Source organism: Lysobacter antibioticus (assembly GCF_001442535.1).
In the GTDB taxonomy this organism is placed as follows: Bacteria; Pseudomonadota; Gammaproteobacteria; order Xanthomonadales; family Xanthomonadaceae; genus Lysobacter; species Lysobacter antibioticus.
Genome location: NZ_CP013141.1, coordinates 2,916,147 through 2,937,439 on the forward strand (window position 1 = coordinate 2,916,147; position 21,293 = coordinate 2,937,439).

General features: G+C 67.4%; 15 protein-coding genes. 3 read left to right on the forward strand and 12 right to left on the reverse strand.

What is annotated here, in order from left to right; translation table 11 throughout:
- The first annotated feature begins 162 nt into the window (after nt 1–162).
- The gene (locus GLA29479_RS11750) at nt 163–1,617 is read left to right on the forward strand and encodes an XVIPCD domain-containing protein (protein ID WP_144436483.1); all 1,455 of its coding nucleotides are present in this window, start codon (nt 163–165) and stop codon (nt 1,615–1,617) included.
- A gap of 353 nt (nt 1,618–1,970) precedes the next feature.
- A complete protein-coding gene (locus tag GLA29479_RS11755) occupies nt 1,971–2,465 on the forward strand; it encodes a nuclear transport factor 2 family protein (RefSeq protein ID WP_237051733.1) in 495 nt (164 codons plus the stop codon).
- A 185-nt stretch (nt 2,466–2,650) separates the two neighbouring features.
- Here GLA29479_RS11755 and GLA29479_RS11760 read toward each other — a convergent pair whose 3' ends face one another.
- The 12 genes from GLA29479_RS11760 to GLA29479_RS11815 form a co-directional block, all read right to left on the reverse strand.
- Nucleotides 2,651–3,370 (reverse strand): iron-containing redox enzyme family protein, encoded by a 720-nt coding sequence (locus GLA29479_RS11760; protein WP_057971698.1) that lies wholly within the window; start codon nt 3,368–3,370, stop codon nt 2,651–2,653.
- Between the two features lie 9 nt (nt 3,371–3,379).
- Nucleotides 3,380–4,288, reverse strand: coding sequence for an aminotransferase class IV (locus tag GLA29479_RS11765; protein ID WP_057971699.1), 909 nt, complete (start codon nt 4,286–4,288; stop codon nt 3,380–3,382).
- Nucleotides 4,285–5,589, reverse strand: a complete 1,305-nt coding sequence (locus GLA29479_RS11770; RefSeq protein ID WP_057971700.1) for a DUF1302 family protein — start codon at nt 5,587–5,589, stop codon at nt 4,285–4,287. Before GLA29479_RS11770 ends, GLA29479_RS11765 begins: the two co-directional genes overlap by 4 nt.
- Nucleotides 5,590–5,597: 8 nt before the next feature.
- A complete protein-coding gene (locus GLA29479_RS11775) occupies nt 5,598–6,416 on the reverse strand; it encodes an outer membrane lipoprotein-sorting protein (RefSeq protein ID WP_057971701.1) in 819 nt (272 codons plus the stop codon).
- A complete protein-coding gene (locus tag GLA29479_RS11780) occupies nt 6,413–8,773 on the reverse strand; it encodes an efflux RND transporter permease subunit (RefSeq protein WP_057971702.1) in 2,361 nt (786 codons plus the stop codon). Before GLA29479_RS11780 ends, GLA29479_RS11775 begins: the two co-directional genes overlap by 4 nt.
- 6 nt (nt 8,774–8,779) lie before the next feature.
- Nucleotides 8,780–10,150 carry a hypothetical protein gene (locus tag GLA29479_RS11785; protein ID WP_057971703.1) on the reverse strand — a complete coding sequence of 457 codons (1,371 nt, stop codon included), beginning with the start codon at nt 10,148–10,150 and terminating at the stop codon, nt 8,780–8,782.
- 4 nt (nt 10,151–10,154) lie between these two features.
- Nucleotides 10,155–10,967, reverse strand: coding sequence for a Phenylacetic acid catabolic protein (locus GLA29479_RS11790; RefSeq protein ID WP_057971704.1), 813 nt, complete (start codon nt 10,965–10,967; stop codon nt 10,155–10,157).
- Nucleotides 10,968–10,999: 32 nt separating this feature from the next.
- Nucleotides 11,000–12,664, reverse strand: a complete 1,665-nt coding sequence (locus tag GLA29479_RS11795; RefSeq protein ID WP_057971705.1) for a class I adenylate-forming enzyme family protein — start codon at nt 12,662–12,664, stop codon at nt 11,000–11,002.
- A 10-nt stretch (nt 12,665–12,674) separates the two neighbouring features.
- Nucleotides 12,675–15,395, reverse strand: coding sequence for an AMP-binding protein (locus tag GLA29479_RS11800; RefSeq protein WP_057971706.1), 2,721 nt, complete (start codon nt 15,393–15,395; stop codon nt 12,675–12,677).
- 2 nt (nt 15,396–15,397) lie between these two features.
- Nucleotides 15,398–17,539 carry an aminodeoxychorismate synthase component I gene (gene pabB / locus GLA29479_RS11805; protein ID WP_057971707.1) on the reverse strand — a complete coding sequence of 714 codons (2,142 nt, stop codon included), beginning with the start codon at nt 17,537–17,539 and terminating at the stop codon, nt 15,398–15,400.
- A gap of 1,205 nt (nt 17,540–18,744) precedes the next feature.
- Nucleotides 18,745–19,536: an aldolase gene (locus tag GLA29479_RS11810; RefSeq protein ID WP_057971708.1), complete on the reverse strand. Its 792-nt coding sequence runs from the start codon at nt 19,534–19,536 to the stop codon at nt 18,745–18,747.
- Between the two features lie 108 nt (nt 19,537–19,644).
- Nucleotides 19,645–20,007 carry a gamma-glutamylcyclotransferase family protein gene (locus tag GLA29479_RS11815; RefSeq protein WP_057971709.1) on the reverse strand — a complete coding sequence of 121 codons (363 nt, stop codon included), beginning with the start codon at nt 20,005–20,007 and terminating at the stop codon, nt 19,645–19,647.
- Nucleotides 20,008–20,179: 172 nt separating this feature from the next.
- On the opposite strand from GLA29479_RS11815, the gene GLA29479_RS11820 reads away from it, so the two are divergent.
- Nucleotides 20,180–21,256, forward strand: a complete 1,077-nt coding sequence (locus tag GLA29479_RS11820) for a type 1 glutamine amidotransferase domain-containing protein (protein WP_144436485.1) — start codon at nt 20,180–20,182, stop codon at nt 21,254–21,256.
- The last annotated feature ends 37 nt before the right edge of the window (nt 21,257–21,293 follow it).

Below are 21,293 nucleotides of genomic sequence, written 5' to 3' on the forward strand. Positions count from 1 at the left end.
CTGCCCGTGCCCAGAGACCTGCAGACAGACGTGCTCGCGCCGAAGCCGCCCTTTGGCCGGCCTGCGCTCGGTTTTGCGTAATTGAGGTCGTTCAGCTGTGGCCGGGGTATGCGCCCGGTTCGCGGCCCGGGCGCTGTGGCGCCCCCGACGAGGAGAGGCGAGATGGGCTTTCGATTAGAAGAAAAGACCTTGAGCAGCGGCGAAAAGGTCACGCTCGTGCATTGGGAAAACGAGTCGCCGACCAAGCACGGGGAGACCTTGCAGGAGCGGACCTGGAAGGACAGCGACACCCGCTCCAGCCTCGGCTTCTACGACGCGACCTCCGAGTACATGCACAACGACTGGGCGCAGAAGCACATGTCGCCGCAGGGTGTGACCGTGCCCGACGCCGGCTCGCTGCTGCTGTATCACCATGCCGAGACCGACACCTGGCACAGCGCCGATGCCTTGGACATCGACCATGTCGATCAATGGAAGGACCACTTCGATAAGTTGGAAGTGGCCAGCCACGCCGATGCGCACATGGCCTACAACGACACCAGCAACCTGCGCTTGCTGCCGGCGCCGGTCAATCGCGCGCGCGAAGCCGCCTTCCGAATTCTCGAAGAACACGGTGCCGATTCGGAGGAGTGGAAGGGGTGGGTCGAGAAGCGCTTCGGCTTCGATGCGGATGCCGACCGCCCCGGTTTCGATCCCGACAACGACGGCGCCAAACGCAAGCGCACGACGATGGAGCAGTCGTGGTCGGCCGACGACGGCCGCAAGGGCCTGAGTTTCGATGCCGCGGTGCTCGGCAAGTGGTACGAGTCGAAGCTGGAAGAGTCCCATGTCGACACGGTGACCTTGAAAAGCCCGACCAGCGGCAAGATGATCCCGGTGCCGTTGTTCTATTGCGCGGCCTCCGGCCAACTGTGCACTCGCGACGCGCTCGACATCGACCACGAAGTGCCGTTCGAGCTGTTGGCCAAGAAGATGGAAGAGCACGGCGGGCCCGACGGGCTCAGCAAGGCCGACGCCCTGGACGGCTATAACGAGACCAGCAACCTGCGCCTGGTCGGCCGCAGCGTCAACAGCTCGCACGAATACGAGATGGATGCGGAAGGCAACTACCGCGACGAGGAAGAGCCCGAGCAGCCGGGAGAGTTCGACGGGCTGATCGCCAGCGACGACGAAGACGAGGAACTCTCGCCCGAGACGATCGGCGAATTGCAGGCCTTGGGACGGGCGTATCGAGTGCCGGAGATGCGGGTGGACAACCCGGGGCATCGCGACCACGACCTCTACGCGCAAGCCCTGGGCTGCCTGGGGAACACGGACGTCGGCCGCGGCATGAGCGAGTCCGAACGCAAGAACGCCGCCGGCAGCCTGACGCTGGCGGCGAAGAACTTCAACCTCGATTGCATCGATGCGGTAGCGACCGACAACCAGGACAAGTCCAAGCTGTTCGCGATCCAAGGCGACCCTCGAAACGCCAACTACGTTTGGATTCCGGTCGAGGGCGCGAAACAGCAAAGCCTGGAGCAGAGCACCGTGGGCTTGAATCAGTTGGCCTACGAGCGCGAGCAGCAAGGCCAGCAGCAGACCCAGCAGCGAACCCAGAACGCGATGACGATGTAGGGCGGGGGTAGGGGCGGCCCGGCGAGCCTCGGTGCGGTCGCATCGAGGCCGCGATGCCCCGGCGTGCCCTGGCAAGCCGCCAGGCGATGTCCTGCGATCCCGTGTTCGTCCCTTCCCGCCCGGCTTTCGTCGCCGAGGGGCCGGTTTCGTCGCATCGGCCGATTCGGGCCGGGCGATAGGCCCTATGCTCCACCGCATCGAGGATGGCTGGTCCGGCAAACGCCCGCGACCGCGCGCGATCGGGCCGGGGGAGGCCGGGTCATCGACGCGAATGCCAGCGATCTCCCGGGACGGAGCGGCTACGGCCCAGTCCGCTCGAATGCCTAGGCCGTCAACCCACTGCGAGGACCTGCGTGAGAATTATCGGAAAACTGACCGGCGCCTTCATGGTCGCCGCAGCGATGACGCTGTCTGCGCCAGCGGCTTCGAGCGAGGCGCAGCCTGCGGACAGCCGCTTGCTCGACACCATCATGGCCTTGGACTGGGCCGCATTCGACGCCTTCAATCACTGCAGCGCCCCGGATAAGCTTCGCAAGCACGCCGAGTATTTCTCGCAGGACGTCGAGTTCTATCACGACACCGGAGGCGTGACGTGGTCGCGGCAGGAGATGCTCGCGAATACCGAGAAGTACGTCTGCGGAAAATTCCGGCGCGAACTCATTCCCGGTTCGGTGACGGTCTATCCGATCAAGGATTTCGGCGCCATCGAAATGGGCTCCCACCGGTTCTGCCAGTTTTCCAGCGGCAACTGCGACGGCCTGGCCGATTTCACCATCGTCTGGAGCAAGCAGGGCGGCGACTGGAAGATCACCCGCGTCCTCAGTTATGGCCATCGCTCCAGCAAGTAGGTCGCTTCCGCTGCGGCATGTATCGGGGTGGAGCGACAGCGTGTTCCGCCCTCGCGGCGATCAGGTTCGCGGCTCCTCTACTTTCCGGGCGGCGACCGTCGCGTTGTCGGTAGCCGAAGCGGACTGGTTCGCCGTCGAGTCGCCAGCGAGCAGGGGAGGCGTGCGGGCATCTCCCCGTTCGCCCCTCAACCATTAACCGCCGGATGCCGCGCCAGCACCGCGTCGAGCAGGCTCATGCGCAGGCGGATCATGTCTTCGCCGACGGCGACGACCTTGGCCCGGCGGTGCGGGTGGTCTTGCAGCAGGCGGTTGATGATGTCGCGCATGACCAGGGCGTGGTCTTCGTCTTCGCTGACGTGCAGGACGAAGAAGTGCAGTTGCTCGTTGCTGTAGCCGGCCGCGCGCAGGCCGTCGAGGATGCCGCCGTACAAGGTCGGCACGATCGCTTCGGCGCCCAGGCACAGGGCCGCCAGGCCGTCGAGCGGGTCGGGCGAGCGGCAGTAGTGGAACATGCTTTCGATCAGCGCCGAGGTTTCGGCCAGGATCGGCGCACTGCGCGGCTGCACGCCGATCTCGGCCAGGCAGCGGCGGTACAGCTCGGCGTGGGTGACCGCATGGGGACGGTCGAGGCCGGTTTCCTCGACCAGGTTCATCGCCAGCGCGCGCACGTCCTCGTTGCTCGGCATGCGCGACATCAGCGCGCATAGATAGCGAGTGAAGTTTTCCGAGTAATAGCTGTGCTGGACCAGGAAGGCGCGCAGCATCTCCAGCGCGCGCTCGCCTTCGCCGCACCGGCGCAGGAACGGATGGCGTTCCAGTTCCATCAGCAGCCCCGGCGGAAACAGGTCGCCCCACAGCGCGGGCGGCGCGTCCGGGCGGGCATGGATGTCTTCGATGACGTGCATGGCGTTCCTTTAGGATCGTTGCGTTGTGTGGGAAGGACGGTGGACGGGCGGCCAGGCCGCACCGGTGCGTTTGCGGACTAGGTCGGCATAGGCCGCGCCGAGGCGGCGCGTGATCGGGCCCGGGACCCATTCGGCCACGGTGCCGCGCGCGTCGACGACGCGGCGGATCGGCGCCAGGCCGATCAGGGAATTGGTCATGAAGGCCTCTTCGGCTTCGCCGAGCCGCGCATAGGCCAGCGGACGTTCGGCGTGGCGCAGGCCCAGCGCCGCGGCCAGCGACAGCACGCAGGCGCGGGCGATGCCGGCGAGCGGGCCTTCGCTCAAGGGCGGGGTGATCAGCTCGCCGTCGAGCACGAAGAACAAGTTGCTGTAGGCGCCTTCGCAGACCTGGCCGCGCGCGTTGCACAGCAGCGCTTCGTCGGCGGCGTGGGTCTGCGCCTCGTCGAAGGCCAGGATCGAGCCGAGGTAGTTGGCATGCTTGTGCGCGGTCGGCGACTGGTCGGGCAGCGGGTGGACGCACTGGCTGGCGAACAGGGTCGTGCCCTGCTCGTGGATGTGCGGCTCGTAGTGACGCGCCGGCAGACAGGCGGCGACCCAGGTCGGCCGATGCGCGCCGCTGCAGGACAGGCCGGCGCTGCGGCCGCGGCTCATCCACAGACGCAGGGTCGAGGACGGCTCCTTGCAGGCGCCGATCACCGCGGCCGCGGCCGCGCGCCAGTGCTGTTCGGACGGTGGGTCGACGTAGCGCAAGGCGCGCGCGCCGTCCTGCAAGCGGCGCAGATGTTCGTCGAGCAGGAAGGGCATGCCGTCGTAGACCGGCAAGGTCTCGAACAGGCCGTCGCCATAGAGAAAGCCGCGGTCGAACACCGAGACCTTGGCGTGTTCGGCGTCCACCAGTTGGCCGTCGAGCCAGATCACCGTTGCCAACCCCAGGTGCGGCGCAGTTCCAGCAGCATCAGCCGGTCCTTGCGCAAGGCGCCGAGGTCCGAGTTGGCCGGGCCGGTGAAGTGCTGCCAGCGCGCGAGTAGGCTCCAGCGATCGTCGAGGCGGTATTCGAGATTGGCGAACCAGGCCCGGCCGCGGCCGTGGGTGGTCTGCAGCAGGCCGACGTCGCCGCTGAGGTCGCCTTCCAGCGGCGCGCGGGTCAGGCCCAGGTAGAGCGCATCGCTGTTGGCGTGGTTCTGGAACCAGACCGCGCGATTGGCGCGCAGTACGAAGTCGGGTTGGGCGACGGCCGGGTGTGCGCGCTCGGCGCGCCGATGCACGTACTGGGCCAGGCCGAGCCAGCCGCCATCGAAATGGCGCTCGAGGCCGAGCACGGCATAGAAATGATCGCCGAGGCCCGGCGGCGGTGGCCCCTCGAAGCGGGTGTCGGCGATCTCGCCGCGCAGCCCCCAGCGCTCGCCGAGCGAAGCGCTGAAGTCGGCGCCGAGCACGCGCACTTCCGCCTGCGCCAGCTGCGGGCCGGCGGCATAGGCGAAGGCGGGCAGGATGGAGTAGCCGCGCACGGCGCTGAGCGAGGCATCGAGGCCGTTGCCGGCGTAGTCCAGGCGCAGCGCATTGGTCGACCCGGGAGCGCGGACGCGGTCGCCATGCAGCGAGGGCAGCGGCTTCCACAACGAGGCCGGCAGGATGCTCGCGCGCAACTTCGGTAGGTGCAGCGCCGCCAGCGACCAGCGTTCGTGCAACTGCAGGCGGGCCGAGACCAGATCGGTGCCGATGCGATCCTCGTCGATGTCGCTGACCAGGGCGCGCATATTGCGCGGCGACAGGTTGTCGGTCGGGTTGAGCCGGTCGGCGCGACCCCAGACCACGATCTGTCGCCCCGCGCGCAGTTGCAGCGGGCCGTGGGTGTATTCGACGAAGCCCTGGCGCAGGACCGGCGCGTCGTCATAAGCGAGCTGGCGAGTGCCGCCCACTGCTTCGATCAGGCCGCGCCAGGCCTCGCCGCGCAATTCGCTGCGCAGCCGCGCCGCCAGGCCGAGGCGCGAGCCGACGTCGTCGAGATCGCGGCTGCCGCTGGCGGCCAGCGCGGCGCCGGAGGCGGTGCCGGTCCAGCGCACGCCGCCGACTGCATCCTCGGAAACGTCTGCGCTGGCGGCTGGTTCGGGTGTGGACTCCGCGTCGGGCTCGGCGACCACGCCGACGTCCACGCCGGCCTGCGCCATCGCCGGCAGCGAAGCGCAGGACGCAGCGGCGAGGGCGGCGGCGAGGGTCATACGGCGCATCACTGGCCCAGGCGCGATTCGATGAACAGGTCTTCGCGCAGGGCGCGATTGCTGTTGACGTTCTTCAGGGTCAGCACCGAACTGCGGCCGCCCTTGGCCGCGACCATCTCGCGACGAGTGGCGATGAGCTTGCCGGGCTGGTTGGCTACGGCGAGGTGGCCGGAGATGGTCTGGCGCTTGAACTCCTGCCCGGACTTGTCGAAGTAACGCACTAACACCGCGGCGAAATCGTGCTTGCGCACGGTCGCGACGAGCTTGGAATAGCCGAGCGAGGCGGCGGTCTTGGCATCGCGCGGCACCGACTGCACCACATAGCAGGTCGCGCTGGCGCAGGGCTCGTCGGCGAGCAGGCTATGGGTGAAATCGGCGCTGTCCTGCGCCATCAGGTCGGCGTAGGCGAAGTCGGAACCCATGAAGCTGTCTTTCTTGTTCGAGGCGAGGATGCGCCGGGTCTTGCCCATGCTGGGGAAATAAATCCACAGGTCGTCCTGGCTGGCGGCGTTTTCGTGCACCAGCACCGCGGTGCCGGCGACGTCGGCCGGCGTGGCGAAGCGGAACAGGCGATGGCTGTCGACCGCGTCGGCCTGCAGCTTGTTGTAGACCACGCCGCCGCGGCTGCGCACGCGTTCGCCCTGGCGGATGCCGAGCTGGCTGTCGGCCTGCCAGTCGGCGACTTTCTCGGTCGCGCTGCTGCGTTCGAAGATCTGTTGCGCGCTCGGCTTGGCGCCGTCCTGGGCCGGCGCGGCCAAGGAGACGATCGCGACCGCGACGCCGGCGAGCGCCGCGCCGGCCAGGCGCAGGGTGAGGGGACGGATCATGGGGTCTCCTGGATCGTGTGGGTCGACGAGGCGCCGTCGGATTCGCGCGGTAACAGGTGGCGCAGCAGGCCGACGCGCTCCAGGCCCATCAGCACCGCGGGCGTGAACAGGAACTCGCACAGCGCGCCGGCGCCGATCGCCAGCGCGGTGACGCCGCCGAACTTGGCCAGGCTCTGCACTTCCGACAGCATGTAGATGACGAAGCCGAGCACCAGCACGCTCGACAGCAGCAGCATCGCCAGGCCGGTGCTGGCGAAGGTGTCGCGCAGGGCCGCGGCCATGTCGTGCTTGCGCCGGTAGTGGTCGACCACGGTCTTGACGAAATGCAGGGTGTCGTCGTCGAGGATGCCGATCGCGATCGCCGACACCAGCAGGGTGAACGGGTCCAGGAACACGCCGCCGAAGCCCATCACCGCCAGGGCGATGCCCACCGGCACCAGGTTGCACAGCGCCATGGTCAGGCCGAGCGTGGCCGAGCGGAACACCAGCACCATCACCGTCAACACCACGAAGAACGACAGGCCGATGCTGCGGATCTCGTTGCTGGCCAGGTAGTTGGTCAGGCGCGACCACAGCGGCACCACGCCGGTGGTTTCGATCGAGCGGATCTGCGGGGTCTCGCGCAGGATCCGTTCGGCCTCGGCTTGGATGTCGCGGAACAGCGGCTGGTACTGCGAATCGGGCCGGTACTTCATGCGCAGGTTGATGCGCGCCTTGGCGTAGTCGCCGGTGACCAGGCGGGTCAGCTCGTCGGTGCCGGAGGACTCGAACAGGATCAGCGACTCGGCCACCTCCGCGCGCGAGTCCGGGATCCGATAGGCCGCCTTGTCGCCCTCGTGCAGGGCCTGGCTGATCTCCATGACCACGTCGGCGATGCTGTAGGTCTTCAGGCCGAGGGCGCCGTAGCGCGCTTCCAGGCGGTCCTGCAGCTCGCGCATGCGCTTGAGCACCGCCGGGTCCTTGATCGACTCGCCGCCCACGCCGGCACTGTCGACGATCAGCTCCATCGAGGCGGCGCCGCGCAGGGTCTGGTCGACGTAGGTATAGGAGCGGTAGATGTCGGTGTGGGGCTTGAACAGGCCGACGTAGTAGTAGTCGGTGGTGACGCGGGCGACGCCGAAGCCGGCGATCGCGATCAGCCCGGCCAGCACCAGCAGCAGCATGCGCCAGCGCCGGGTCACGAAGCCGGCGAGCCAGTGCATGCCGCGCACCCGGCCGTCGAGCAAGCGCGCCGCGCGCTGCGCATCCGGCAGCAGGCGGAAGCGGCTCAGCGCCAGCGGGATCAGCAGCCAGCCGATCAACAACGAGGCGACCAGGCCCGCCGCCATCGAGATGCCGATGCCCTGCACCGGGCGGATCTCCGACCACGAGAACGACAGCAGCGCGCCGGCGGTAGTCAGCACCGACAAGGCGCTGGCGCCGGCGGAGTGGCTGAAGCCTTCGACGATGGCCGTGCGCAGGTCGCCGCGTGCGGCGTACTGGCGATAGACCTCGGCGAGCAGGAAGATGCTGGAGCCGACGCCGACCGAGATCAGGAACGAGGGGATGATCGCGGTCAGCATGCCGATCGGCGCGCCGATCAGGGCGCTGACCGCCATCGCCACCACGATCGACAAGGACGCGACCACCAGCGGCAGCAAAGCCACGGCCCAGGAGCGGAAGATCAGCCAGAACCCGACCGAGACCAGGATGAACGACAGGGTGCCGAAGATCGCGCTCTCGCGGTTGATGATGGTGAACACGTCGGCGTCGATGATCGGCGCGCCGACCACGCGCAGGTCGAGGTGCTTGAACTCCGGCGCTTGCGCCAAGGCGCGGATCTTCTTGGCCAGCTCGATTTTATAGACGATCTCGCCGGGCCTGACCCCGGTCTCGGCCAGGATACCGAGATGGCGCCCGTCGCCGCTGATCAGGAAGTTGCGGTAGTAAGGATGCGCCAAGGCTTCGCTGCGCTTGGCCGCCAGGGCGGACGCGTCGAGCGCTTCGCCGAGGAAGGGGCCGACGTCGAGGCCGCCGTCGCCGACACTGGCGATGTGGCGCACGCTGGCGATGGTGGTGACCTTGTTGACGTTGTCCATCGCCTCGATGCGCGCGCCGAGGTCGCGCACGCTGGCGATGAAGGCCGGCGTCCACTGCGCCGGCGCGTCGAGCACCAGGAAGCTGTATTCGTCGCTGCCGAAGTCGGCCTTGTACTGGGTGTACTTGATCAGCGCCGGGTCGTCGCGCATGAAGAACGAGTCGGGCGTGTTGTCGAAGCGCAACTGGGTCAGGGCCAGGCCGGACAACGCCAGCAGCGCCAGCAGCAGGACCAGGCAGGTGCGCGGGTAGGCGAGGATGCGGAGGATCAGGGTGCGCATGGGGGCTCAGCCGTGGGCGGCGATGTGTTCGGGAAGGGAGCTCGCGCCGGTGATGCGGCTCAGCTCGGCGATCAGCGGATAGACGAAGCGCTCGCGCATCTGCGCCTCGCTCATCTGGCCCTTGTCGTACAGATAGACCAGGCGCAGGTGGCCGCGGAAGGCACTGACCTGCACCATCACCTCGCCCGGCGGGAACAACTGCGGGAACGAGTAATAGGTGCGCACCGGAATCGGGCCGAAGTGCTCCAGGCGGGTGTCGATCGGGCCGACGTTGGTGCAGATCAGATTGGCCCGGGTCAGCACGTTGGCGGCGAAACGGATCGTCGCCGCCTTCGGCAGCAACAGCGAGCTTTGGAACAGCAGGCGGAAGCGGTACAGCTCGGACAGGATCTCGCCGCTCTTGAGTGCGTCCAGGCGTGCGTTGGCGCGCTGGATCACCGCCTCGTCGTCTTCGTCCGGGTCCAGTTCCAGCGTGTACGGCACCGCCACGCAGTCGTACAGCTTGTGCACGCGCGGATCGTCGACGAAGCGGCGCAGGCTGAAGTTGTCGACGATGCGCAGGCCGTGCTTGAGGCGCTTGCCCTGGCGCCCGGCATCGGCCTGGGCGGTGCGCAACAGAGCGAGCAGCAGCAGCGGATGGATGGTGCTGCCGCGGCGTGCGCCGGCGGCCTTGAGCGCCTCCAGCATCGGCGTCGGCAGCTCGATCATCAGCACGTCGGTCTCGCCGCTGCGCTTGCCGGAGATCAGCAGGCGCCCGGCCGGCATGACCAGGTCGTGGAAGAAACCGGCCACGCCCTTCCAGGCCAGGCGCAGCGCTTCGGCGCCGCGCAGCTTGGCCAGGAACAAGCGGTCGTGGTTGTGCTCGGGCAGGTCGACGATCTCCTCGTCCAGCGGCAGCCCCGCCGACAGGCGGCCGTAGGCCTCGGCGATGTCGCCGGAGAACAGCTGCGCGGCCTTGCCGTCGGTGAAGGTGTGGCTGGTGAGGAATTGCAGGATGTGTTTCTCGGGCGTACGGGTGTAGATGAAACGGAACGGGTGGCCGTCGCGGGTCGGCACGCGTTCGTTCCAGGCATTGCCGAGCAACTCGGCGCGCAGCCGCGCCGGGTCGATGTTGATGCTGCTGCGCTGCTCGATCTCGATCGGCAGGCGCTGGGCCAGGTGGCGCCAGCCCAGGATCACGCCGCGCTGGTACTGGACCGAGCGCGCGCGCGGATGGCGGTCGATGGTGTGCTCGATCGCCCGCTTGAGCAGGGCGAGGTCGGGCGCCGAGTCCAGCTCGATCCAGTCGCAGGAATTGGCGTTGCAGATCAGGTTGAGGTGGGCGTAGATCTGATTGAAACGTCCGAGGCGATAGTCGCGAGAGGCGGTCGGCGCCATGGGCTCAGCCCTCGTTGCCGGAGCGGTAGGGGAAGTCGTTCTTCTCCAGCTCGATCAGGTCCTGGCGGCCGAGCTCGTTGAACACGTCCTCGACTTCGGCGCGGAACTCGTTGCGCAGGGTCTCGTTGTCCTTGCGCTTGAGGCCATAGGCGCTGAGCCGCGCGCCGCGCGAGGTCGACGGCGGGCCGAAGAAGTTCAGGCCCTTGGCGTACCAGTTGGAGATCTTGATCCGCGCCTCGTTGGTCTCGCCCTTTTCGGCCAGGTAGGTGCGCAGCTCGGCGAAGCCGAAGCCGATGTGGCCGCGTTCCTCGCGCAGGATGGTCTGGTTGGCCTCGGCCCAAGGCTTGAAGCTGGCTTCGCAGAAATTACCGACCATGAACTTGCCGGCGCGGTCGAGGAACATGTGGTTCAACATGATGTCGATCCACTCGTTGCTCTCGTCGCCGACGCTGAGCGGGCCTTCCAGCGAGGCATCGTGCATCGGCCGGTGGGCGCGGCCTTCGGCGATGGCGATGGCTTGCTTTTCCGCAACGCCCATGCGCTCGAGCAGGTTGTAGATCAGATAACTGTGGCGCGCTTCCTCGGCGATGATCTTGGCGAACACGCGGCGGCGCTTGTAGTCGGGCGCGTTGGCGATCCACTCGATGCCTTCGGTGGCGGCCTTTTCTTCGGAATAGGCCTGGATCGCCATCAGCCGGATCAGCTCGTGGCGATACTCTTCCGGGACGTTGGGCAGGTCGGGAAAGTCGATCGAGCCGGGGGCGTAGTCGAACGGCGCGGCGTGGGCGTCGGCGATGGCGGTAACGGTGCTGCTCATGCGGAAGTCCTTGTCGGTGAAGTGATGGGGTTTCAGATCGATGCGGGGGCTGAAGCGGAGGGCGCGGCGAGCGCGCAGGCGTAGCGTTCGCGGACGTGGCGCTTGAGCACCTTGCCGGTGAGCCCGCGCGGCAGTCGTTCGCCGGGCGGCAGCACTTCGATGCGCAGGCTGTCGCTGCCGGGCACCTGCTGGCGCAGCCAGGTTTCGAAGGCGTTCGCATCGGTCGGCTGGCCGGGACGGCATTCGATGACCGCGCCGGCGCCGGTGCTGCGGTCGGCGTGGCTCAGCTCGACCACGGCCACGTCGGCCACCGCCGGGTGCTTGAGGATGCGTTCCTCCCACTGCAGCGAATAGACGCGGCCGTCGCCGACGCGGATCGAATCCACTTCGCGGTCGAGGTGGTAGTAGCCGCCGCCGCGGGTCTTGACCGCGACATCGCCGGTCCACCACCAGCCGTCGAAATGCACGCCGTGCAAACGGTCGTGGGCGTTCCAATAGCCCTTGAACAGAGTCGGGCCCTTGACCATCAGGCGGCCCGGTTGGCCGACCGGCAGCGCGCGGCCGTCTTCGTCGGCGATCTTGACCTTGGGGCTGACCATGGTCGGCTTGCCGACATAGCGGTCGAAGCGCTTGGTGAAGGAAAAACTGACCTTCATCAAGGCGGCGAAGCCGACTTCGGAGGTGCCGAAGAACTCCAGGTACATCGAACTCAGCAGGCGCTTGCCGAATACCCGCGCCATCGCGCCGTGCGCGGTGAGCTGGCGGATATGCACTTCGTGGCTGGAGTCGCCGCCGGCCATCCAGGCCTTGACGTGGGACAGGTCGAAACGCGACAGGCCGGCGTCGCACATGCCTTGGTAAACGTCGGGGAAGGAGAGGATCAGCGAGCAGCGCTCGCGTTCGATGATCGACAGCAGTTGCTCCGGGGTTTCCTTTGCCGGCACGTAGCCGGGTACGCCGGCGGCGAGGCAGCTGACGATGCTGGCCTGGGTGATGTGGTGATTGGTCGGCGAGGCCAGCAGGATGCGGTTGTTGCGGGTGATCGGCTGGATCATCAGCTGGCCCTTGGTGGCGCGGACCAGACTGTAGGAACCGTGCAGCACGCCCTTGGGGAAGCCGGTGGTGCCGGAGGTGTGGACGATCATCACGTCGTCGTGCTGATGCATGCGTACCGGCGCGAAACCGTCGGCGCGCGGCGCCAGGCATTCGCTCAGGGCCACGGTGCCGGCACCGCCGGCCTGCACGGCGTCGGTGACGATGGCGACGCGGCGGCCCTGCGCCAGCGCATCCGCGTCCAGCCGCGGCAGCCGCTCGCGGTCGATGAACACCAGACGCGCGCCGGTGTAGTCGAGGTAGGCGTTGAGGTCTTCGCTGCGCATGCCCCCGTTGATCGGCACGGTGATCGCGCCGGCGCGCATGATCGCCAGCGAATAGATCAGGTACTCGACGCCGTTGTCGAGGTAGATCGCGACCCGGTCGTAGCGTTTCAGGCCCAGATTGAGCAGGGTCTGCGACAGCCGGTCCGACAGCCGGCGCAGCTGTCCGACGGTGATGGCCCCTCCGCCGACGCCGAAACGTTCCAGCGAGCCGGAGAAGCGCAGCACTTCGAAGTCCTCGCCATACACGGCGATCGACTTCTCCAGCGCATTGGCGACGGTCAGGCCGCCATCGAAGATGAACTTCAATCGGGACAGCATGGGGTCTACCTCAGGCGGGAATGGTTTCGGCGGCGTGCGCGGCGGCCGACTGTTCCTCGGCGCGTCTGCGCAGCGGAGCGCGCTGCAGCTTGCCGGTGCTGGTGCGCGGCAGCGCGTCGACGAACTCGACCAGGTGCGGATAGCGCCGCGCATCCAGGCGGGTCTTGCACAGGGTGCGCAGTTCTTCGGCGAGGCCCGGCGAGGCCTGGTCGGACACCACCCAGGCCTTGGTGCGCAGGGTGCTGGAGTCCTCGGTGGCGACGCCGTCGGCGCTGGAGGTGATCGCCGCCTCGCGCACCAGCGGATGGCTCAGCAGCACTTCCTCCAGGTCCAGCGGCGAGACCCACTGCCCGGCGACCTTGAACATCTCGTCGTGGCGGCCGCAGAAGTGGAAGTAGCCGTCGCCGTCGCGCCAGAACACATCGTTGGTGCAGTACCAACCGCCATGGAAGCGGCTGCCGGCGTTACGGTCCTGCCGCGATACCGACAGCGACGGCCCGCGCAGCCACATCACCCCGCGTTCGCCCTTGCGGCAGGGGCGGCCGTCGTGGTGGCGCAGCACCGCATCGAAGCCAGGCACGAGCTTGCCGGTCGAACCCTGGTAGTCGCCGTCGGCGACGTTGCTCAGATAGGTCGAGAAGGCTTCGGTCGAACCCAGGCTGTCGAGCAGGCGGATGCCGTGGCGTTGCAACCAACGCGTCGCCACCGCCTGCGGCAGGCGTTCGCCGGCGGCGATGCACAGGCGCAGGCTGTTGCGACCCTCGATCCGGTTCGACAGCGCTTCGTCGTCGAGCAGGTACTGATAGACGGTGGGCACCGCGAACATGACGGTAGGACGCGCGGCGACGATCAACTCGGCGACCACCGCGGCCGAAATCTTCTGCGGTGCGATCACCGCGGTCGCGCCCTTGAGCAGGGCGATCAACAGGTTCTGCAGGCCGAAGGCGAAGCTGGTGCGCGAGGCGGAGAACAGCACGTCGCTGACGCGCAGGTCGAGCAGGTGCGCGGCATAACGTTCGGTGGCGACGATCGGGTCCAGGTGGCGGTGCTCGATCAACTTGGGCTGGCCGACCGAGCCGGAAGTGAACACCGCGAAGGCATGGTCCAGCGGCCCGGTCGGCGAGGCCAACAAGGGTTCGCATTCGGGGCCGCTCGGCGCGGCGCAGACCGTTTCCAGCGGCAGCAGCGGCGCGCCGGCATCGATCTCGGCCAGGCGCTGGCGCGCCATGACGTCGGCGACCACCAAGCTCACCTCGGCCTGTTCCAGCAAAGCGGCGATGTCGCGCGCCGGCAACAGCGGATTGATCAGCGTGCAGACCGCGCCGAGGTGCATCACCGCGAGCAAGGCGGCGACGTGCTCGATGCCGTCGTGCGAGATCAGCGCGACCCGCTGTTGGTAGTGCACGCCGGCCGCCGACAAACGCCGCGCACAGGCGGCGATGCGCTCGGCGAGTTCGGCGTAGCGGATCTCGCCGCCTTCATGGCGGATGGCGATCTTGTCCGGGTAGGCGCGCGCCGCGCCCTGCAGCAGATGCTCGGTGACGTTGAAGTGCGCCGGCAACGCGCGCTGCTGGGTGAACAGCCGCGCTTCCGGCGAAGCATCGCTATGCACCCGGCTGCGTTTGAGGAAGGCCTGCAGCCACGACAGCACCGCTTGGCGATCGATGCGGCGCTCGGCCTGCAGATCGCCGCCGCAAGCACGCACGCTCGCGGCGCGCTCGAAGCGCTTGTCGCCGTACAGATAGGGGCGGTAATGGGCGACACGGCGGGCGAATTCGACTTCGCGCCGCGACAGCGGTTGTTCGACCAGCTCCTGCGCGCTCGCCATCGTCAGCGGGATACCGGTGGCCGCGGCCACGCTGGACAGGAAGTCGGCGGTCGGCACCGTGCTGGCCGAGACCAGGTGATAGATGCCCTTGCGGCTGTGCGTATTGGCGTCGATGGCGAGCATCTCGGCCACGCACACGTCGACCGGCACCAGGTTGAGGTGCGCGTTCTCCGGTGCGGCGAAGCGCAGGCTGCGCGGCGCCGCCGCGCCGCGTTGCGACGACCAGAAGTCTTCCAGCAGCTCGCAGAACTTGTACAGGCCGCTGTCGCTGGCGCTGAGCCAGGTGCGCGAATGGCCGACGATGATGCTCGGGCGCAGGATCCGCCAGGCCAGGCCGGCGGCCTCGGCGCGCGCGACGATGCGGCGCTCGGCCTCGAACTTGCTGCGCTCGTAGGGGTTGGAGAACGTGGCCGGCGCCTGCGGCTCCAGCTGTTCGGCGATGTCCCCGCTGCGGTCGCCGCAGACGTAGGCGGTGCTGACGTAGTTGTAGTCGCCGCAGCCGGCGGCGATCGCCAGTTCCAGCGCGTGGGTCGCGCCCTGGGTGTTGATGCGCTCGAGTTCGCCGGCTTCGGATTCGGTGAAGCGTACGGTCGCGGCGACGTGCCAGAAGGTGGCGTCGCCGCGGCCGGCGACGGCCTGGGCGATGCGCTCGGCGAGACTGGCTTCGGGCCGCAAGGGATTGCCGCTCACCACCTGCAGGCGCGCCAGTGCTTGGGTCTGCAGGGCCTGGCCGCAGGTCTGTGCGGCCAGGCGCACGGCGGTAACGACCCGCTGCCGCGCGTCGCCGCCATCGCTGCGGGCGATGCAGACGACCTGCGCCTCTGGCTGGCCGAGCAATAGTTCGAGCACAAGGTGGGAGCCCAGGTAGCCATTGGCCCCGGTGACGATATGACTGCGTTGCATGCTTAAGTCCCTAGCTGAGCGACGGGAACGGCAGGTGCGTCGGTGTGCGGCGAAAGCTCGCCGGGAATTCGCCAGGCCTCGGCGTCACCGCCGGCGCAGCGCGCTACCGCACGCATCGGCGCGCGTGCCTTGACCAGGAGCTCCTCGAATTCGCCGTCGGCATCCGACAGTGCGATCACCGCGCCGCCGACGCCGAGCTCCAGGCTGCCGTCCTGATGGACCAGGGTGCGGATCACCATGCTCAGGTCGGCGGCGCCGTTGAGCGAGAGATAGCCGATCGCGCCGGAATAGATGCCGCGTGCCGAGGCTTCGAGGGTGTCGATGATCTCCAGGGTGCGGCGCTTGGGCGCACCGGTCATCGAGCCGCCCGGGAAGGTGGCCTGGAGCAGGTCGATCACGTCCAGCCCGGCGCGCAACTGCGCGCGCACCGTCGACACCAGCTGATGCACCGAGGCATAGCTCTCGACCTGCATCAGCTTGGGCACCCATACCGAGCCGACCTCGCAGACGCGGGCCAGGTCGTTGCGGGTCAGGTCGACGATCATCAGGTTCTCGGCGCGGTCCTTTTCGCAGTGCTTGAGTTCGGCCAGGACCGCGCGATCGTCCTCGTCGCGCGCCGAGCGCGGGCGGGTGCCCTTGATCGGCTTGATCTCGACCACGCCGTTCGGGCTCAGGCGCAGGAAGCGCTCGGGCGAGGAACTCAGTACGTCGAAACCGTGGTGGCGCAGCAAGGCCGAATACGGCGCTGGGTTGATCTGGCGCAGGTGGCGGTACAGCTCGACCGGGTCCAGATCGACCTGTGCGCGCAGGCGATTGGTCAAACAAACCTCGTAGGTTTCGCCGTCGCCGATCTGCTCGAAGCAGCGGCCTATACGCTCGCTGTAGGCGGCGCGGTCGAGTTCGAGGTGGAACTCCACCGGCGTTGCGCGCTCGCCGTGGCGCAACGGCGGCGCGGGCGGCACTGCATCCAAGCGCGCGGCCATGCGTTCGAGCCAGGCGGCGTCTTCGTTTGAGCGCTCGGCCGGGCCGGTTGCGACCGCATGCCAGCAGCGCTCCAGGTGATCGTAGGCGAGGAAGCGGCTGATGAAGCGCAGGAACAGGTCCGGTTGGCGCGAGCGATGCGGGCCGCCGACTTCGGTCAAGGCCTTGAGCTCGTAGCCGAAGTAGCCGACCCAGCCGCCGACGAAATCGAACGGCAGGGTTTCGCCGCCGTGCAAGGCGACCGCCAGGCCGTCGCGGATCTGCCCGAACAAGCGCTCGCTTTCGCCGACATCGTCGCCGTCTTGGCCGACGCGATGCACCAGGCTGTGCGCGCCCGGCTCGTTGCCGTCGCCCATGAAGCTGAAACGCGAATAGCCCGGACGCACCGCGCTGGAGTCGAGCCAGAACGCGGCATCGCTGGCGGCGAAACAATCCAGGAACACCGACTGCGGATCGACCTCGACGGCGATGCGTCGCGACTGGATGCGCCAGGCCTGCGACGGCGCCGGCCGTGCCGTCTCCTGCTCGCTGCCGGCGGCGCTGTCGCCACTGCGGCGCCTGCGCTTACGCAAGGTGTGGCTGCGCGCCAATTCGATGAAGTTGTCGATGATCTGGTGGCCGAACTCGGTGTGGATCGACTCGGGATGAAATTGCACGCCCCACAGGGGGCGGCTGGCGTGTTCGAGCGCCATCACCAGGCCGTCGGCGGTGCGCGCGGTGACGCGCAGCCCGTCCGGCAAGGGCTCGGCCGCCATCAACGAGTGATAGCGCACCACGTCGAACGGCGAGGGAATGTGGGCGAACAGCGCGCTGCCGTCGTGCTCGACGGCGCTCAAGCGCCCGTGCATCGGTTGCGGCGCGTGCACGATGGTGCCGCCGAAGGCATGCACCATCGCCTGATGGCCCAGGCAGATGCCGAGCACCGGCACGGTGGCCATGGCGAGCACGTCGTTGCTCACGCCCATGTCGCCGGCGCGTTCGGGGCGGCCCGGGCCCGGGGAAATCACGATCGCGTCGTAATCGGCGGCGTCGATCTGCGCCCACTCGATGCGATCGTTGGCGACCACCGTGGGCGGCGTGCCGTTGGCCTCGCCCAGGTAGTGCGCGATGTTGTGGGTGAAGCTGTCGTAGTTGTCGACCAGAAGCACTCTCAACTTTTCCATGTGCGCTTGGCTCCTTGCTGATCGGCTGGGGGCGGATGTTCGTGGAGAGTCGGTCGTTGCGCGTCGCTGCGAAGCGGCGCGCCGTGCGATCGGAAACGAATAAAACTCGGGCAATGACTCACCCGGGCCGCATTTTCATGCGGCGACAGGTCTGCTGCGTTTGACCCCTGAAACCAGCGACTGCGCGGAGACGAAGCCTTTGGCGGCCGCTATGGGCGGCATGCCGTCGGCTTCGCGCATCGATGCGCGAGGTCGTGGAGAAGGGTGGCGTTACAGAAGCACTTTCGATCTATCCCTGTGCGTTGCACTCCATGTCGATTCACTATCGATTATCCAAAGCAACAACGTCAACATGCGTTGTTCGATGCAGTTGACTAAATTTTGTGATCCGAACTGAGGAAACGAATCTACGTAAAAAAAGGAATATTCGCGTGTTTCATAACTGATCGATCGCTTGTGCGAAAGCCGTGAAAAATACGGATTTTCATTAGTCGAAGGTCGATATAAGACTTTCGGAGTACGGCTTCCGTGTGACTGTCGTCTTGCGCGTTCGGAGATCGCCGGGCATGAAGAAATGTGAGGGCGGCGTGTTCGAAAGTGATCGATTGCCGGCTTTGCAGTAAGCGTTCGATAGATAGAGGCGTCGATGTTTCAACTTGATGTGGGTTGCCTTTTGCATCGCAAATTTGTGATTGCGTTCATCGGCGATGAATAACGCTGATCATGTTTGCGACGCGCGCGCCGGATGCGCCCGACGGCTTCGCGAGCCGGGTGCATGATGCGTTCCGAACGACGTGTCGGTTCCCTGTGCCGAGATATACGAAAGCCTCGTCGCACCGGCCGATATCGCGTCTTGTTATCGGTGTCGATGTGATGAGGTCGGCGATTGCATCGCCGATGCGGTGCGGAAACCACGGGCTCGGCACAAGTTTCCGTACGCCGAAGTTCGGCGCCGACGTCGACGTCGACGTCGACGTCGATGGTGATGGCGATGCGCGATCGAAGCATCCGCTATGCGCGGCACCAGCGATTTCGACGGAGCCGTGTGCCGGCCGCGTCTCGCGAAACGGCGAGCCGCCGGTCGGGCCGTCAGCGCACACGCCTCTGCGGCGAGTGTTGGATACGCGATGGAATGGACGAGGCCGCGCTATGCGTCCTCCGGCCGATGCCTGCGGCATCGGCCGGCGCCGGATCGGTAGACAGGATCAGCCGGCGGCGTCGAGGCAGTCGGCGTGCTGTTTGAGCGCGCGGCGAGCGTAGTAGGCGAAGGTGACCTGGCTGCGCTTCGGGGTGGAGATCCAGTCGTGGGCTTCGCGCGCCAGCGCCGGCGGCAGCGGCTTGATCTCGCCGGCCGCCATCGCCAGCAACTGCATCTTGGCGGCGCGCTCGAACAGCGCGGCGAGCACGCAGGCTTCTTCCACGCTGGCGCAGGCGACGAGCTGGCCGTGGTGGGCGAGCAGGATCGAGCGCTTGTCGCCGAGGGCTTGGGAAATGATCTCGCCTTCTTCGTTGCCGACCGGGATGCCCGGCCAGTCCTTGAGGAAGGCGCAGTCGTCGAACAAGGGACAGATGTCCATGTGCGAGACCATCAGCGGCACTTCCAGCATCGACAGGGCGGCGATGTGCAGCGGATGGGTATGGATGATGCAGTTGACGTCCGGACGCGCGCGATAGATCCAACTGTGGAAGCGGTTGGCCGGATTGGCCATGCCGTCGCCTTCGAGCACGTTCAAGTCCTCGTCGACCAGCAGCAGGTTGCGCTCGCTGATCTCGTCGAACCCCAAGCCGAGCCGCTGGGTGTAGTAGGTGCCAGGGACTTCGGCGCGGGCGGTGATCTGGCCGGCCAGGCCGGAGTCGTGACCGGCGTCGAACAGGATCCGGCAGGTCAGGGCGAGCTTCTGGCGGGTGCTCCAGGTGGTTTCCGGCAGCAGGTGCTGCATGCTGCGCAGCGCTTTCGCGACCAGTTCGTCCTTGCCTAACTGCAGGGTAGTGGCCATGGGCTTCCTTTGCGTGCTGCCGTTCGCGTCGCTTCGTGCGACAGATGAGCTGGCGTGTTCGAACCAGCGCCTTCGAATACCAGGGCGCAGAACATACCGAGTGCGGCCTCAGCTGTCACCCGTCGGGCCGGGCGGCGTGCCGTGCTCGCTGAGCTTGTATATATAGGCGTCGACCGAACGGCCGTCTTTGCGCTTCGCCGTGGTCAGCACGCGCTCATAGCCTTCGCCCTCGAATGCGTCGAGGCGCGCCCAGTGTTCGGGCAGGCGCTCGGATTCGAACAGCAGGCCATCGACCTCGGCGCCGTCCGGGTCGAGGACGATGCCGGGATAGCCGACTGCGGCGCCCCAGCCCTCCTGCAACAAGGTGCCGGTGACGCTGGCCGGCTCCCAGGTACCGGGGATGCCGGCAAGGACGTGCTCGTTCGGCCGTCCCGGCGCGAGCGTTCCATACACGAAAAGTCGATGCGTCATGGTTCGGTCGGAAGTTGGGGAGCGCCAAGCTTCGCATGCCTGCGCCGGCAGGTCGCGTCCGCGGCGATGCCTCAGGCGCTCGAACGCGTCCTGACCGGCGTCGTCGACGCAGCCGGGATTTGAAGTTCGTTTCACATCGGCTGTCTAAGGTGCCTGCGACGGCAATCAAGAGATGGCGGCGATGATGCGCACCGGCTATTGGAAAAAAATGAAGACCGCGTTGTTGGCGACGGTGTGCACGCTGTCGCTGCTCGCCCTCGCCGGCTATTGGTATGCCGACGGCTTCCGCCTGGACGAGCAGCCGCTGGCCGATCCGGCCAGCCGGTCGACCGATCTGGCCTTCGTGCGGGCCGGCGTCGGCGAATCGCGCGGCCGCATCCTGGCCGTGCTGACCAGCACCGCCACCATCGGCGCTTCGGGCAAGAAGGCCGGCTTCGAACTGACCGAGTTGTCGCGCGCCTATTACGTGTTCGTCGCGAACGGCTTCGAGGTCGACATCGCCAGCCCGCTCGGCGGCAAACCGCCGATGCGGCTCGACGACGAACTGGTCGCCGCCGACTACGCCTTTCTCAACGATGCGCAGGCCGTCGCCAAGCTGGATCGCTCCGTGCCGTTGGCGCAGGTCGACCCGTCCCGTTACGCCGCGGTGTATTTCGTCGGCGGCAAGGGCGCGATGTTCGACTTCCCCGGTCATCGCGAGATACAGCGCATCGTCGGCGCGGTGCACGACGGTGGCGGCGTCGTCGGCGCGGTCTGTCACGGCCCCGCCGCCCTGCTGGAGGTGCGTCTCGGCAGCGGCCGACGCCTGATCGAGGGCAAGCGCATGACCGGGTTCAGCAACGACGAAGAGCTGTTCCTGCTGAAGGATGCGCGCCGTCTGTTTCCGTTCCTGCTGCAGGATCGCATCGCCGGCCACGGCGCCCGCTACGTCGAAGGTCCGATCTATCTCGACAACACGGTGGTCGACGGTCGTCTCGTCACCGGGCAGAACCCGTGGTCGACCTGGTCGGTGGCCGAGTCGATGGTCGCCGCGATGGGGCACGCGCCGGTGCCGCGCGAGCGCACCAGCGAAGAGGTCGGCGTGCGACTGTTGAACATCTATTACCGAGACGGCCGAGACGCGGCCGATCGCGCCAAGGCCCACGGCGCGCAGGCGGATCGCCGGATCCTGCTGATGCATGCGCTGGTCGCCGCCATGCAGTACCGATGGAGCGATGCCTTCCATATCCAGCGTCTGGCCCGGCCGTGATGCTCGCTGGTGCGATCGGGGCGCGAACGATCGACGT

What these genes read in the sequence shown, in the direction of transcription:
- GLA29479_RS11750 (WP_144436483.1), top strand. Translation starts at nt 163, where the DNA reads ATGGGCTTTCGATTAGAAGAAAAGACCTTGAGCAGCGGCGAAAAGGTC.
- GLA29479_RS11760 (WP_057971698.1), bottom strand. Translation starts at nt 3,370, where the DNA reads ATGCACGTCATCGAAGACATCCATGCCCGCCCGGACGCGCCGCCCGCG.
- GLA29479_RS11770 (WP_057971700.1), bottom strand. Translation starts at nt 5,589, where the DNA reads ATGACCCTCGCCGCCGCCCTCGCCGCTGCGTCCTGCGCTTCGCTGCCG.
- GLA29479_RS11775 (WP_057971701.1), bottom strand. Translation starts at nt 6,416, where the DNA reads ATGATCCGTCCCCTCACCCTGCGCCTGGCCGGCGCGGCGCTCGCCGGC.
- GLA29479_RS11780 (WP_057971702.1), bottom strand. Translation starts at nt 8,773, where the DNA reads ATGCGCACCCTGATCCTCCGCATCCTCGCCTACCCGCGCACCTGCCTG.
- GLA29479_RS11785 (WP_057971703.1), bottom strand. Translation starts at nt 10,150, where the DNA reads ATGGCGCCGACCGCCTCTCGCGACTATCGCCTCGGACGTTTCAATCAG.
- GLA29479_RS11790 (WP_057971704.1), bottom strand. Translation starts at nt 10,967, where the DNA reads ATGAGCAGCACCGTTACCGCCATCGCCGACGCCCACGCCGCGCCGTTC.
- GLA29479_RS11795 (WP_057971705.1), bottom strand. Translation starts at nt 12,664, where the DNA reads ATGCTGTCCCGATTGAAGTTCATCTTCGATGGCGGCCTGACCGTCGCC.
- GLA29479_RS11800 (WP_057971706.1), bottom strand. Translation starts at nt 15,395, where the DNA reads ATGCAACGCAGTCATATCGTCACCGGGGCCAATGGCTACCTGGGCTCC.
- pabB (WP_057971707.1), bottom strand. Translation starts at nt 17,539, where the DNA reads ATGGAAAAGTTGAGAGTGCTTCTGGTCGACAACTACGACAGCTTCACC.
- GLA29479_RS11810 (WP_057971708.1), bottom strand. Translation starts at nt 19,536, where the DNA reads ATGGCCACTACCCTGCAGTTAGGCAAGGACGAACTGGTCGCGAAAGCG.
- GLA29479_RS11815 (WP_057971709.1), bottom strand. Translation starts at nt 20,007, where the DNA reads ATGACGCATCGACTTTTCGTGTATGGAACGCTCGCGCCGGGACGGCCG.
- GLA29479_RS11820 (WP_144436485.1), top strand. Translation starts at nt 20,180, where the DNA reads ATGGCGGCGATGATGCGCACCGGCTATTGGAAAAAAATGAAGACCGCG.